The organism is Aureispira sp. CCB-QB1, assembly GCF_000724545.1.
In the GTDB taxonomy this organism is placed as follows: domain Bacteria; phylum Bacteroidota; class Bacteroidia; order Chitinophagales; family Saprospiraceae; genus Aureispira.
This window is the reverse complement of the sequence record NZ_JHBV01000044.1, coordinates 52,202-68,521: the sequence shown is the minus strand read 5'-3', so window position 1 is coordinate 68,521 and position 16,320 is coordinate 52,202. Positions and strand designations below refer to the sequence as shown.

Sequence of the window (16,320 nt, the reverse complement as noted above, 5' to 3'; positions counted from 1 at the left end):
AAAAATCCCAACTTTTGTATCCATTCCTTGTTATATTATCACTAATCATCACTCACTAAAATTTTATAAAATCAAAAAATCAGAATCAATTATTGCTTAACACCTACTAAATCTTATATCCATTTAGCTACTTATCTCTCTAATTGACCTACCAACAAACAAGTCAAACCCCACATTTTTTCATTTTAACGCTCCACTAAGCCACTCAAAGTCAATGTACGTTCACTTACTACTCTAAATTGACTGTATCACTATAGCTTTAGTGGGCTATTCTCAATCTCTACAATATGCGTTTAATTACTTTATTATGCTTGTTGTTTGTTGGTAGCATACAAGCTCAAATCCCGAATCACAACATTACACCAGTAGGAAATCTACCTTACAGTATCATATTAAATGATATTTGGGGCTATGTAGACTCATCAGGAACAGAATATGCCTTGGTGGGAGACTTAGATGGTCTTTCTATTGTAAGTTTGGCCGACCCTGCCAATCCTGTCGAAATTAGTTATATCAACGCCAACAGTAGTATATGGCGAGACGTAAAAACATATGGCTCTCGCGCCTATGCCGTCACCGAAGGTGGTGGTGGAATTTTAATTGTTGACCTTTCAGATTTGCCCAACAGTGTCAGTCACCATTTTCATACAAATTTTCCTGCCTACTCTGCTCATAATTTGTGGATTGACGAACAAGGTTATCTGTATCTTGCGGGGGATTCTGGTTCTGGTTCTCCAGCTTATTATGACTTAAACCCAGATCCAGACACGCCTACATACATGGGACATGTATTTCCGTTTTACTACTCGCATGATGTATATGTTCGAAATGACACCTTGTGGTCCGCTAATGTCTACGATGGATTTTTTACCGTATTTGATATGAGTAACAAGAGTTCTCCTCAGTTATTAGCAACCCAACGAACGTCTAGAGATTTTGCGCACAATGTATGGTTATCTGAAGATGGTCAGACACTTTTTACTACCGATGAAAAAGCAGGTGCTTGGATAGATGCTTATGACGTATCGGACTTATCCGATATCAAACGAATCGATCGTTGGCGTACCCCCAATCCAGGAGTTGTCCCCCACAATGTACATGTTCACAACAACTATTTAGTTGTCTCTTATTATACGGACGGTTTAATTATTTTGGATGCTAGCAGACCTAATAACTTGGTTGAAGTCGCTCGCTACGATACCTATCCATTGGTTCCTAATAGTGAGCTGGATGGTGCTTGGGGTGCTTATCCATTTTTGCCTTCTGGTCATATTTTAGTTTCAGATAGACAAACGGGTTTGCATGTTTTAAATCCTAATTATGTTCGAGCTTGTTGGCTAGAAGGAATTGTCACCGATTCGATTACTGGAGCACCATTGCACAATACATCAGTTAGCATTACTGGAAATGTCCCTTCCACCAACTCGGATATTACAGGTGCTTACAAAACAGGGACTGTTGTTCCAGGAACCTATCAAGTGACTTTTAGCAAATTGGGATACATTTCCAAAACAATTACAACAACATTACAAAATGGACAATTAACCCTCGAAAATGTAGAACTAGCTTTGACTCCCAGAGTTACACTTAATCTAAAAGTTGAAGATAAAAAAAGTGGCCATCCTATTCCCAATAGCATTGTAGAAGTTAGAGGATTGAACGTTGATACAATTTATACGGGATTTACCGATGCCAATGGAGATTTTCAACAAGCCTTACTCCAATCAGATTATGAGCTATGGGTTGGACATTGGGGACATCAAACTCAGAGAGATTCTTTAAGTATCCATTCTAATACATCAACAACCATACAACTCAACAAAGGTTATAAAGATGAATTTGAACTCGATTTAGGCTGGGCTTTATCAGGAAGCGTTACTAATGGAAATTGGACAAGACAAGAATTGTACAGCGTTCCAGGTCTATTCTTTCCACTTCTTAATGTAGATTCGGATGATTTAGGGAATAAGTGCATTACAACAGGTCATTATCCATCTGATACCCTTCTTTCTAGTATTGTCTGGATGGACTCTGGAACAACCATTTTCAACTCTCCCCTAATGGACTTGAGCACAGCTACAGATCCTTATCTGAACTTCCAATATTACTTTTACAGTCTATTCCAATCTGCTGGCACACTAGAAGTATATGTCAGTAATGGTATTGATACGGTTCAAGTGATGAATCATTCTAGCAATATTAACCCTGCTACATGGACAGCTTCTCCAGATATTTACTTAAAGAACCATGTCTCGCTGACCAATACGATGGAAGTAATTTTTAAAGCTTACAACTCTACACCAAGCACCAATAGCCTAGTACGAATTTGGGTAGATGATTTTATGGTGGTAGATTCTGCTGGCAATCATATTGCCATACAGCAAGTAGAAATTCCTCAAACAATCGCTTCTACTGTTCCTAACCCTTTTCAAGAAAACGTCGTCTTAACTTACGATCAAGTAAAGCTCCCTGCCGCACTAGAAGTTATTAATTCATTAGGACAGATAATTGAGCAACAAACTATTGAGCAACCCAAAGGACGTCTTGTGCTAGGACAGGCATGGGAAACGGGTATTTATTTCATTCGAATTGGAGACCAAACCTTAAAAGTTGTCAAACATTAAAACTTTCTTAAGAAAATTCTATACACCAAAAAGAATAGAATGGACATCTATAAAGTCAAAAGGCGTTGTGCTTTTTGGCTTTTTTTATTATATTCAATAATCCATACAACGAGCATTAACCATGAAAAGTAAATTCTATTTATTAGTACTGAGTTTCCCACTGCTTATAAGCTTGGGTTCGATCAACTATAATGTACTAACAAAAGATTTAGAAAAAACCTCTCCCTCAAAAACTAGCTCTATTTCACTGGTAAACAAGTGGCAAGTAAATTCCCCTGCTTTTTTTGATATAGAAATTGATAATTATACATTAAATTCTACAAACTTTCACTTTGGATATTTTGTTGAGTTTAATGAGGACAATACCTTTCAAGCTTATTACAGGGCATCTTGTGGCAATGATTGTTTTACTTCAACCAACGGTATTTATACCATCAAAGGCAATTCAGTAGAGATATTTGTATTGTCTGCCCAACAATCTGGTTTCTGTTCTGATCCTAAGCAATTTAGCAACAAAAAAATGGGCACGTTTCAAATCATACAAAACAATAAAGACGAGCTTTTATTAAAACGAATTTAAAAATAGATAAAACACCAATGACCACCACATTAAAAGTACATTTCATTCTCTTTTTTCTTTCTATTTTCATCGCTTGCAATGACCCTAATTATAATGGGGACAATTATGTTGCCTTTGACACGATGGACGAACTATCGCATAAAATTATTGAAAGCATTAAGAATAATGACGAACAAAAAATGCTAAAATTACTGGATAATAATGCCTTAATTTTTGATTTATTGACAAATGCCGAAGGCGATGACGCCAACAAGACCAAAGCCTATTTAATGACAGAAGAAGGAAAGCGCAATTTCAGCATCGATCAAATGGCACAAAAACAACGTATCAATGCTTTTTTTAGCACAGGACTTCCCAATCAGATTACAATTAATAAGGCTGCTTTTCAAACCATTGGTCTGGAATTCGTCCACGAACAACCCTATTCAGAAAACTCTCCCGCTATGTTACAAAGTTATCAAATTAGAATTGATAATGGTGACAAACAAGCCTATGGCTATGATATTCAAGTAATCTATTGGAATAACAAATATCATTTAATCGAAGCTGCAGGCTTTTTGAATAAGCTATAGTTCTCCTAGAATCATTCATTTATTAGAAGCATCCAAATTTTCCCAACAAACATAACAAACCAACATATCATGCAAAAAATGTTCAACTGGATACTTATCAGTATTCTATTGTTTTTTGTGCAACAGAATAGCATTGCACAAACCAAAACCAACAACTACACCAAAGAATGGGCAGAAATCAATAAGTTAGAATATGATGGTCTAACTAAGTCTGCCTTAGAAGCTACTCAAAAATTATACACAAAAATTCAAGGAGATGACCAAAATTCAGCGCAAACTGGACAAAGTATAAAGGCACTTCTTTTTATTAATAAATACCAAGCTCGATTAGAAGAAGATGGTCTAGTCAAAGCTATTTATCGCTTCGAAGAAGAAGCCCTAAAAGCACAATCTCCTATCAAGCCTATTTTGCAATCTATGATTGCAGAATTGTATGATCGTTATTTAAATCAACATCTTTATAAATTTCAAAACCGAACTGCAACAGAAGAATTTAATCCCAAAGACATTAGAACTTGGGACATTGACCGCATTACCCAAAAGTGTTATGAACTGTATCAATCAAGTGTTCAATTTGAAGACACTAAAAATATTTCTATTGATAATTTTGCAGCGATTACCCAACAAGGTGCCAATGTAGAAGGACTTCGACCTACTCTATATGATTTCCTACTTCACAGAGCCTTAGATTTTCATCAATCTGATAAATATTATTTAACTAAACCTGCTTATAAGTTTTATTTAGACTCAGAAGAAGATTTTGCTGGTGCTGCTGAATTTTCTAAACGTAGTTTAACTGCCAAAGATAGTCTTTCTGCTAATTTTCAAGCGCTCATTTTATTTCAAAAAGGCTTGGCTTTCCATTTGGACAACCCTAGAGCTTTAATTGATTTGGACTTAAAACGCCTAGAGTTTGTTAAAAACAAATCCATTCGAAACGACAAAGAGATATTGTATATAGAACGTTTGGAAGCTTTGTTTAAAAAACACAAAGATCAAGCAATTTCTACAGAGATTGCCTATAAAATTGCCATGCATTATCATCGTCAAGGGCAAAAATACCAACCTTCTCCAACCGAGCAATATCGTTGGGATATAAAAAAGGCATATGAAATTTGCGAAAAAGCGGTAAAAGCTTTCCCTTCGTCTTACGGCGCTTCTCATTGCAAGAACTTAATGGCAACGATCAAAAGCAAAAGCATCTCACTGAATGTAGAAAAAGTAAATCCTATCAATCAACCCACTTTAGGTCTGATTACTTACAAAAACCTTTCTAAACTCTATTTTAGAGCTATCCCAATTACCAAGGCACAATACGATGCTTTTAATAGCAAATACGGAAAGGCTAGGGCTGCCTATCTAAAAAATCTTTCAGGTGCTTATAAATGGTCTAACGAACTCAAGGATGAAGGGGATTATCAACAACACAGCGTTGAATTTAGTATTCCCAAATTAAGAAACGGACGTTACCTCATTGCTGCCTCTGCCAATGAAGATTTTTCATACTCAGAAAATGGCATTGCTTATAGTCTTTTTCATGTTTCTAACATCAGCTTTAGCACTCGATCAGAAGATGGAAAACAAACATTTTATCTAACAGATAGAGTAACTGGCAAGCCACTTTCTGATGTAAAAGCTGAGTTTTATGTTTCTACCTACAATAGTTTGTTGCGTCGATACGAAACTGTCAAAGCTGGCAATGCCCAAAGTGATAAAAATGGTTATTTTCAGACCACCAACTTTAAAGCTAAAAATTCATATTATAACAATTCTTTTTTTGTTAAACTTACACACGAAGATGACGAGTTGTTCTTAGACGATTCTTATTATAATTATAATAATAGCGAACCCTATGAACAAGAATTTACAACCTTCTTTTTGGATAGAGCGATTTATAGACCAGGTCAAATTGTTTATTTCAAAGGATTGGTTTTAAAACGTATGACGAATGGAAAAAATCCTAAAATTGTTCCAAACCAAGCCCGTACCATTGTCTTTTATGATGCCAATTATCAAAAAATAGCCGAAGCAAAAGTTACGACCAACGACTATGGCTCTTTTAATGGTTCTTTCACAGCTCCTTCGAGTGGTTTAACAGGGCAAATGCGAATTGAAGATACCCAAAACAATAGCAACAAGTATTTTCGAGTAGAAGAATACAAAAGACCTAAATTTGAAGTCATTGCATTGCCCGTAAAAGAATCTTTCAAAATAAATGATTCTGTAAAAGTTCAAGGGCACGCCAAAGCTTATGCTGGTAATAATATTGATGGTGCCAAAGTTCAATATCGTGTTGTAAGAAAGGCTAACTTTCCATACTGGAACTGGCGTTGGGGATGGTATATCCCATTCAATCAAGAGGTTCAAGAAATTGCTTTTGGAGAAACAACTACCAACGAAAAAGGAGAATATGAAATCACCTTTAAGGCTTTAGCCGATCGTTCTATTCCCAAAGATAAAAACCCGCAATTTAACTACACCGTTTATGCTACAGTTACCGATATTACAGGCGAAACGCATACGGTGCAAACAACCGTCAAAGTTGGTTATATTGCTTTAGATATTAGTTTGTCTATTCCTGAAAATGTAGATAGAGAAAATGCCGAAGCATTTATCATTAACAGTAAAAATTTAAATGCCGAATTTGAAGCTGCTAAAGGTTCTATTGTCATCGAACAGCTACAAACACCTAAAACTGTTTATAGCAATCGTTTTTGGGCTAAGCCTGATTATTATACTATTTTAACCGCAGAGAAATTCCAAGAGAAATTTCCTCATTATGCTTATAAAAACGAGGACGAGCAACAAAAATGGAACGTTGCCAAAGAAGTTTTAAAAACAGCTTTTGACACAGAAAAATCCAAAGAACTCGACCTTAAAAAGATCCAAAAATGGACGCAAGGTGCTTATAAGGTCACTCTAAAAACCCAAGACAAATACGGAAAAGCAATTGAATTGGTTCGATTCTTTACGCTTTATAGCTCTAAAGAAAAAACAACTCCTGTCAATAATGCCTTATTTGTAGCCCAAACTTCTTTTACGAAAGAACCTGGGGAAACGGTAACATTGGATTTTGGTGCGCATAACAAAGCTGCTTATGTTTTATATGAGGTAGAACATGATAATCAAATTGTAAAAAAAGAATGGATTCAACCCAAAGGAAGAACAAAAGTTGAGATTGCTATAGAAGAAAAACATCGTGGCAATTTACACTTTCACCTAACAAGCACACAAAGCAATCGTTTGTATACTTCGGGAGGAACCATTTATGTTCCTTGGAGCAATAAAGATTTAAAAGTCGAATACGCTACATTCCGTGACAAGTTATATCCTGGGCAAAAAGAAGAATGGAAAATTAAAATCTCAGGTCATAAAGGAGATAAAGTTGCGGCTGAATTTTTAGCGGGTATGTATGATGCCTCTTTAGATGCTTTTGCTGCTAACTCTTGGAACATGACTATTCACCCTACGAGTTATCGCAATATGTCACTTCAAGGAAATCAAAATTTCTACTATGTAGGCTCAAGTTTATTAGGGTCAAACTGGAATGCATACAGTTATGGTCAATCTAGAACCTACAAAACATTTAATTGGAATGGATTTTCTTTTTATGAATGGGACTACGCTAGAGGTGGTCGCTATGATGAGGTATTTGAATCTGAAGATGTTGAAGTTGTAGAAGAAGTGCAATCTGGTGGAATTAGAGAGAAGTCTATGAATCGAGCTCCTGCCCCTCCAACTCCTTCTTCTGCTACCATTGCCGATTTTAGACCTAAAGATTCTAGTGTCAACGAACAACAATTAGCAACGAACAAGCCTGAAGCACTAGAGCAGGCTCCTGAAGAAGATTTTGGAGATATAAATGTTCGTACCAACTTAAATGAAACTGTTTTCTTTTATCCTGATTTAATGACCGATAAAGATGGAAATATCATCATTAAATTCACAATGAACGAAGCCTTAACCAAATGGAAATTCATGCTTTTTGGGCATACCAAGGAGTTGGCTTTTGTCTCTGACACCAAATCTGTCGTCACTCAAAAAGACTTGATGGTTGTTCCCAATGCCCCTCGATTCTTTAGAGAAAATGATAAAATTTACTTTACAGCTAAGGTCAACAACTTGACTGAAAAAGCCATGAAGGGTAAGGCTCAATTACAACTCTTTGATGCGATTAGCATGCAACCTATTGATGCTGCTTTTGGTAATACTCAAGCTACGCTTTCTTTTGATGCTCAAGCGGGACAATCCACCCCTTTGGCTTGGAAACTCAACATTCCTGATGGTTGGAACACACCTGTTACGCATCGAGTCGTTGCTAAAGCGGGTGATTTCTCCGATGGCGAAGAAGCTGCTATTCCTGTGCTGACCAATCGCATGTTGGTCACCGAAACACAACCGCTCCCTGTTCGAGGAAAACAAACTAAAAAATTCACCTTTGATAGAATGGCTCAAGCCAGTCAATCAAAAACGCTCCAACACCATCAACTGACCTTAGAATTCACGCAAAACCCTGCTTGGTATGCCATTCAATCCTTGCCTTATTTGATGGAATATCCTTATGAGTGTACCGAACAAATTTTCTCTCGTTATTATGCCAACAGTTTGGCTTCTGATGTTGCCAATGCACACCCCAAGGTGAAACGAGTCTTTGATCAATGGAAAAATATTGATACCGATGCTTTAAAAAGTAATTTGGCTAAAAATGAGGAACTTAAATATGCTTTATTAGAAGAAACGCCTTGGGTTTTGGCAGCGCAAAGTGAAGCGACTCAAAAGAAAAATATTGGGGTACTTTTTGATCTTAATCGTATGGCGAATGAATTGACAAAAGCTAGGGACAAAATGGCGGATCGTCAATTGGCAAACGGTGGTTTTAGTTGGATGCCTGGTGGTCGAGATAGCTGGTACATCACCCAATATATTGTAGAAGGTATGGGTCATCTAGATAAATTGGGGGTCAAGGATATTCAATCTGATCCTAAGATGGCGAAAATGATTCAACGAGCGGTTGACTACATTGATGTGGAGCTAGCTCGACATTACAAAGAATTGCTCAAATGGGCAAAACGAAGCAAGAATGAAAAAGAGTACTTAGAGCAAGATCATCTAGGACAAATGGTCATTCATTATTTTTATGCTAGAACCTTCTTTTTAGAGCAAAAAATTACCAATAAAACTACTTTGGAAGCCATCCAGTACTACGAAGGACAAGCTCTAAAATATTGGAGAAATAAGTCCATGTATATGCAAGGACTGTTAGCCTTAGGTTTCCACAGAAAAGGAACCGACTTAGAAACGCCTCAAAAAATTGTTGCAGCTGCCAAAGAAAATGCCTTGAATAGCGATGAAATGGGCATGTATTGGAAGTATCCATCGGGTTACTTTTGGTATCAACTGCCCATCGAAACCCATGCCTTGATGATTGAGGTCTTTGATGTTGTAGCTAAAGATGCTAAGGCAGTAGAAGATTTGAAAGTTTGGTTGCTAAAAGCCAAGCAGACAACTCATTGGAAAACGACCAAAGCTACTGCCGCCGCTTGTTATGCGTTGCTCATGTCCGGTGACAATTGGTTGATGGACGACCAAGAAATTGAAATTACTTTGGGCAACAAAAAATTGGATCAATCTCAAATCAAGAAAGAAGCAGGAACGGGGTATTTTAAAACTTCTTGGAAAGCAGATGAAATTACCAACGATATGGCAAACATCAAGGTCAAAAATCCAAACAATGTCGTGGCTTGGGGAGCTTTGTACTGGCAATACTTCGAGAATTTAGACAAGATTACGCATTTCAAAGAAACACCTTTGACGTTGAATAAGAAACTGTTCAAACAAATTAACACCGATCGAGGTCCTGTCTTAAAACCTATTGATAGCCAAACCTTAGAACCTGGAGACTTGATTAAAGTTCGCATTGAATTGATGGTTGATCGAGATATGGAATATGTTCACATGAAGGATATGAGAGCAGCCGGTTTAGAACCAACCAATGTCTTGAGTCAGTATAAATACCAAGGAGGTTTGGGCTACTACGAAAGTACTAGAGATGCTTCGACCAACTTCTTCTTTAGTTATTTATCTAAAGGTACTTATGTCTTTGAATATCCTTTGCGAGTCAATCACAAAGGTGATTTCTCCAATGGAATCACCACCATTCAATGTATGTATGCCCCTGAATTTACGGCTCACTCTGAGGGCGTTCGAGTCTCTGTTGAGTAAAAGTAAGGCTATTTCTATTAGGCAATTTGGAATATCGTTTTCAAATTGCCTAATCAATTAAAATATCAAAATCACACGACCCAATACCTAAACTTAAAAATAAACATTATGCAAAAAAATAAATATTGGGGAATTATCTGTGCCTTTATAACGGTTGCATTATCTATCAACCTATTTGCACAAAAACCAAATAAGACAACAATGAATAATTATCCCAAAGCTTGGGAAGCCATCAACAAATTAGAGTATGATGGTTTGACCAAGTCTGCACTAGAAGAAACTCAAAAGCTCTATACTCAAATTAAAAAAGACGCTGAAAATCCTGCCCAAACGGCGCAGTTAATCAAAGCCCTTTTATTTATTAATAAATATCAGGCACGCTTAGAAGAAGATGGTTTGATCAAAGCCATTTATCGTTTTCAAGAAGAAGCAAAAACAGCCACAGCTCCAATCAAGCCTATTTTGTTATCGATGGTAGCTGAAATGTACGACCGTTATCTCAACCAACATTTGTACAAGTTTCAAAACCGAACCAAAACAGCAGATTTTAAACAAGAAGATATTCGGACTTGGGATGTTGCTAGGATTACAGAAAAATGCTTTGAATTGTACCACCAAAGCATCACTTATGATGAGACCAAAACGTTGGCTATAAAAGATTTTGAAGCCATCACCTACAGTTCTTTTAATGTAGAGGGACTACGCCCAACGCTCTATGATTTTCTTGTTCATCGCGCCCTTGATTTTTTTGAGTCTGAGAAATACTATTTAACGAAACCTGCCTTTAAGTTTTATTTGGATTCTAAAGTACATTTTGCCGATGGGTCAAGTTTTATTAATACAACACTAAAAGCTAAAGATAGCCTTGCCTCGGAATTTCAAACCTTGCGTTTGTATCAAGAAGCATTAGCCTTTCATGTTGATGACAAAGACCCCAAAGCTTATATTGATTTAGAACTTAGACGATTGCGTTATGTTTTAAACAAATCTATTTTAAATGATAAAAACTTACTTTATTTAGATCGTTTAGAAGCACTTCATCAACAATACAAAAAACAAGAAGTTGCCGCTGAAATTGCTTTTCAAATTGCTACTTATTATTATAATCAAGGACAAAAATACCAACCTTCTCCAACCGAGCAATATCGTTGGGATATCAAAAAAGCATACGAAATTTGCCAAAAAGCAATAGAGCAATACCCCAAGTCTTACGGTGCTTCTCACTGCGAAGCTCTAATCGGCAGTATTCAGCAGAAGAATATGTCTCTGAATGTAGAAAAGATTAATGCGATTGATGCCCCTATCTTAGCTCTGTTAAGTTACAAAAATCTACAAAAAGTATACTTTAGAGCCATTCCGATTACAAAAGCTCAACACACTACTTTGAATGAAAAGTATGGCGAAAAACGTGCTGCATATTTGCGCAAATTATCCAGCACTTACCAATGGTCTTTGGAGATTAAAGATGAGGGGGATTATCAAAATCACACCATTGAGTTTGAAATTCCCAAACTATCTAATGGTCGTTATATTATTGCAGTCTCTGCGGATGAAGATTTTTCCTACAAAGAAAATGGCATTGCCTATAGTTCTTTCTTTGTATCTAATATGAGTCTTGTAGCGCGTCAAAATGACGGAAATTATAGTTTTTATGTAACGAATAGAACAACAGGTATGCCTTTAGAAGGCGTTCGTGCAGAATTTTATGTATCCAAATACAATAGCCTTTTAAGACGTTACGAAACCATTCGTGCACACACGACTGATAGTGATAAAAATGGTTTAATTAGTAGTCAAGGATTACAAACTAAAAATGGTTATTACCAAAGTTCTTATTTCATTAAATTATCCCAAAAAGAGGATGTTTTATTTCTCGACGACTCTTACTACAACCATGATCCTAATGCTCCTTATCAAAAACAGACAACACATTTCTTTTTGGATAGAGCAATTTATCGCCCAGGACAATTGGTCTACTTCAAGGGCTTGGTCTTGAGTCATATGACAGATGGCAAAGATCAAAAAATTGTCCCCAATCAACAACGAATCATTACCTTTTACGATGCCAACCGACAAAAAGTAGCCGATGTAACGGTAACCACCAATGAATATGGTTCTTTTAGTGGCTCATTCACTGCTCCTAAAGGTGGCTTGTTGGGTCAAATGTACTTGGAAGATAGTCATAGCCACAGTACAAAGTATTTTAGAGTTGAAGAATACAAGCGTCCTAAGTTTGAAGTCGTTGCTCTGCCCATCAAGGAGTCCTACAAAATTGGCGATACGGTTCATGTTCAAGGGCACGCCAAAGCCTATGCAGGTAATAATATTGATGGTGCCAAAGTGCAATATCGTGTGGTTCGCCAAGCTCGTTTTCCTTATTGGAATTGGCGTTGGGGTTGGTACATTCCGTTTAATAGAGAACAACAAGAGATCACTTTTGGAGAAACAACAACCAATGAAAAAGGAGAATATGAAATTGCTTTTGAAGCAATAGCAGATCGCTCTATTCCAAAAGATAAAAATCCTGAATTTCAATATACCGTACATGCTACTGTAACCGACATTACAGGAGAGACACATACGACACAATCTACCGTTCGAGTAGGTTATATTGCTTTGGATGTTAGTTTGTCTATCCCCGAAAATGTCAACAGAGAAAACACGTCTTCTTTTGGCATTAACACACAAAACCTTAACTATCAATTTGAAGCAGCACAAGGAGAAATTGTCATTGAACAATTGAAAACACCCAATATTATTTACAAGAATCGTTTGTGGTCTAAACCTGACTATGAAAACATGGACAAAGAAAGCTTTAAGAAAAAGTTTCCTTTGTATGCTTTCAAAAATGAGGACGAGCCCAACAACTGGTCGGTCTCTAAAGAAGTTTTAAGGACTTCTTTTGATACGAAACAATCAAAAAAATTAGAGCTAAAAAACGTCAACAATTGGAAACAAGGACGTTATAGAGTTACGCTTAAAACTAAAGATAAATACGGTGCTCCGATTGAGATTCGAAAGTTTTTTACATTGTATAGCAATAAAGCTAAAAAAACACCGCTCAACAATGCTTTGTTTCTCGCTCAAAGTTCTTTTACTGCTGAACCAGACACTAGTATCAATATAGATTTTGGCACTTACGAAAAGGCTGCTTATGTATTGTATGAGATAGAACATGATCATCAAATTATACATCGAGAATGGATTCAACCCAAAGGAAGAATCATTCGTAGTCTTTCAATAGAAGAAAAACATCGTGGCAACCTACATTTTCATCTAACAAGCATTCAAGATGGTCGTTTTTACAGCTCTGGAGGAACGATTTATGTTCCTTGGAGCAACAAAGATTTAAAAGTTGAATACGCTACATTCCGTGACAAACTATATCCTGGTCAAAAAGAAGAATGGAAGATTAAAATTTCTGGTCATAAAGGAGATAAAGTTGCCGCCGAATTTCTAGCGGGTATGTATGATGCCTCCTTAGATGCTTTTAGTGCTAATTCTTGGTACTTCAATATTCATCCTAGTTCCTACAGGAGTTTAAGTTTACAAGGTTATAATTCGTTTACTACGGTGGGTTCTGCCTTGCTACAACATGACTGGAATACCTACAAATCGGGTGCATCTAGAACCTACCCTACACTGGATTGGAATGGTTTTTCTTTCTATGAATATGATTATTCTCGTGGCAATCGGGTTTATAAAAGTGCCAGTCCTAAAGGACGCATGAGATCCAAAAAAGAAGGTTCAAAATTGGGCGCTCCTATCATGGATAGTTCTGTAGAAATGGAAGAAGTCGAAGCAGATGGTTTTATGAATGCAGAACAAGATAAAACAGTCGTTTCTAACGACCAAATTACAGCTAAGCCTGAAGCACCAGAGCAGGCTCCTGAAGAAGATTTTGGAGATATAAACGTTCGTACTAACTTAAATGAAACTGTTTTCTTTTATCCTGATTTAATGACCGATAAAGATGGAAATATCATCATTAAATTCACGATGAACGAAGCCTTAACCAAATGGAAATTCATGCTCTTTGGGCATACCAAGGAGTTGGCTTTTGTCTCTGACACCAAATCTGTCGTCACTCAAAAAGACTTGATGGTTGTTCCCAATGCCCCTCGGTTCTTTAGAGAAAAGGATGAAATTTACTTTACAGCTAAGGTCAGCAACTTGACTGAAAAAGCCATGAAGGGTAAGGCTCAATTACAACTCTTTGATGCGATTAGCATGCAACCTATTGATGCTGCTTTTGGTAATACTCAAGCTACGCTTTCTTTTGATGCTCAAGCGGGACAATCCACCCCTTTGGCTTGGAAACTCAACATTCCTGATGGTTGGAACACACCTGTTACGCATCGAGTCGTTGCTAAAGCGGGTGATTTCTCCGATGGCGAAGAAGCCGCTATTCCTGTGCTGACCAATCGTATGTTGGTCACCGAAACACAACCACTCCCTGTTCGAGGAAAACAAACTAAAAAATTCACCTTTGATAGAATGGCTCAAGCCAGTCAATCAAAAACGCTCCAACACCATCAACTGACCTTAGAATTCACACAAAACCCTGCTTGGTATGCCATTCAATCTTTGCCTTATTTGATGGAATATCCTTATGAGTGTACCGAACAAATTTTCTCTCGTTATTATGCCAACAGTTTGGCTTCTGATGTTGCCAATGCACACCCCAAGGTGAAACGAGTCTTTGATCAATGGAAAAATATTGATACCGATGCTTTAAAAAGTAATTTGGCTAAAAATGAGGAACTTAAATATGCTTTATTAGAAGAAACGCCTTGGGTTTTGGCAGCGCAAAGTGAAGCGACTCAAAAGAAAAATATTGGGGTACTTTTTGATCTTAATCGTATGGCGAATGAATTGACAAAAGCTAGGGACAAAATGGCGGATCGTCAATTGGCAAACGGTGGTTTTAGTTGGATGCCTGGTGGTCGAGATAGCTGGTACATCACCCAATATATTGTAGAAGGTATGGGTCATCTAGATAAATTGGGGGTCAAGGATATTCAATCTGATCCTAAGATGGCGAAAATGATTCAACGAGCGGTTGACTACATTGATGTGGAGCTAGCTCGACATTACAAAGAATTGCTCAAATGGGCAAAACGAAGCAAGAATGAAAAAGAGTACTTAGAGCAAGATCATCTAGGACAAATGGTCATTCATTATTTTTATGCTAGAACCTTCTTTTTAGAGCAAAAAATTACCAATAAAACTACTTTAGAAGCCATACAGTACTACGAAGGACAAGCTCTAAAATATTGGAGAAATAAGTCCATGTATATGCAAGGACTGTTAGCCTTAGGTTTCCACAGAAAAGGAACCGACTTAGAAACGCCTCAAAAAATTGTTGCAGCTGCCAAAGAAAATGCCTTGAATAGCGATGAAATGGGCATGTATTGGAAGTATCCATCGGGTTACTTTTGGTATCAACTGCCCATCGAAACCCATGCCTTGATGATTGAGGTCTTTGATGTTGTAGCTAAAGATGCTAAGGCAGTAGAAGATTTGAAAGTTTGGTTGCTAAAAGCCAAGCAGACAACTCATTGGAAAACGACCAAAGCTACTGCCGCCGCTTGTTATGCGTTGCTCATGTCCGGTGACAATTGGTTGATGGACGACCAAGAAATTGAAATTACTTTGGGCAACAAAAAATTGGATCAATCTCAAATCAAGAAAGAAGCAGGAACGGGGTATTTTAAAACTTCTTGGAAAGCAGATGAAATTACCAACGATATGGCAAACATCAAGGTCAAAAATCCAAACAATGTCGTGGCTTGGGGAGCTTTGTACTGGCAATACTTCGAGAATTTAGACAAGATTACGCATTTCAAAGAAACACCTTTGACGTTGAATAAGAAACTGTTCAAACAAATTAACACCGATCGAGGTCCTGTCTTAAAACCTATTGATAGCCAAACCTTAGAACCTGGAGACTTGATTAAAGTTCGCATTGAATTGATGGTTGATCGAGATATGGAATATGTTCACATGAAGGATATGAGAGCAGCTGGTTTAGAACCAACCAATGTCTTGAGTCAGTATAAATACCAAGGAGGTTTGGGCTATTACGAAAGTACTAGAGATGCTTCGACCAACTTCTTCTTTAGTTATTTATCTAAAGGTACTTATGTCTTTGAATATCCTTTGCGAGTCAATCACAAAGGTGATTTCTCCAATGGAATCACCACCATTCAATGTATGTATGCCCCTGAATTTACGGCTCACTCTGAGGGCGTTCGAGTCTCTGTTGAGTAAAAGTAAACTAACAACAATAAGATCAATTAGAAGCACTGGAGAAACACTT

5 protein-coding genes are annotated in these 16,320 nt (G+C 37.2%); all 5 read left to right on the top strand.

Translation table 11 applies throughout. The features are described from left to right. Nucleotides 1-287 precede the first annotated feature (287 nt). The 5 genes from CG11_RS24580 to CG11_RS24560 all read left to right on the top strand — a co-directional run bounded on the left by CG11_RS24580 (nt 288) and on the right by CG11_RS24560 (nt 16,271). Nucleotides 288-2,624 carry a choice-of-anchor B family protein gene (locus CG11_RS24580; protein ID WP_052599601.1) on the top strand — a complete coding sequence of 779 codons (2,337 nt, stop codon included), beginning with the start codon at nt 288-290 and terminating at the stop codon, nt 2,622-2,624. A 121-nt stretch (nt 2,625-2,745) separates the two neighbouring features. Continuing rightward, complete coding sequence (locus CG11_RS24575) at nt 2,746-3,204, top strand: hypothetical protein (protein ID WP_052599600.1); 459 nt, start codon at nt 2,746-2,748, stop codon at nt 3,202-3,204. A 17-nt stretch (nt 3,205-3,221) separates the two neighbouring features. After that, complete coding sequence (locus CG11_RS24570; protein WP_052599598.1) at nt 3,222-3,776, top strand: hypothetical protein; 555 nt, start codon at nt 3,222-3,224, stop codon at nt 3,774-3,776. A gap of 69 nt (nt 3,777-3,845) precedes the next feature. Further along, nucleotides 3,846-9,998, top strand: coding sequence for an alpha-2-macroglobulin (locus CG11_RS24565; RefSeq protein ID WP_052599596.1), 6,153 nt, complete (start codon nt 3,846-3,848; stop codon nt 9,996-9,998). A 108-nt stretch (nt 9,999-10,106) separates the two neighbouring features. Then, nucleotides 10,107-16,271, top strand: coding sequence for an alpha-2-macroglobulin (locus CG11_RS24560; protein ID WP_052599594.1), 6,165 nt, complete (start codon nt 10,107-10,109; stop codon nt 16,269-16,271). Nucleotides 16,272-16,320 lie beyond the last annotated feature (49 nt).

What these genes read in the sequence shown, in the direction of transcription:
- CG11_RS24560 (WP_052599594.1), top strand. Translation starts at nt 10,107, where the DNA reads ATGCAAAAAAATAAATATTGGGGAATTATCTGTGCCTTTATAACGGTT.
- CG11_RS24565 (WP_052599596.1), top strand. Translation starts at nt 3,846, where the DNA reads ATGCAAAAAATGTTCAACTGGATACTTATCAGTATTCTATTGTTTTTT.
- CG11_RS24575 (WP_052599600.1), top strand. Translation starts at nt 2,746, where the DNA reads ATGAAAAGTAAATTCTATTTATTAGTACTGAGTTTCCCACTGCTTATA.
- CG11_RS24570 (WP_052599598.1), top strand. Translation starts at nt 3,222, where the DNA reads ATGACCACCACATTAAAAGTACATTTCATTCTCTTTTTTCTTTCTATT.
- CG11_RS24580 (WP_052599601.1), top strand. Translation starts at nt 288, where the DNA reads ATGCGTTTAATTACTTTATTATGCTTGTTGTTTGTTGGTAGCATACAA.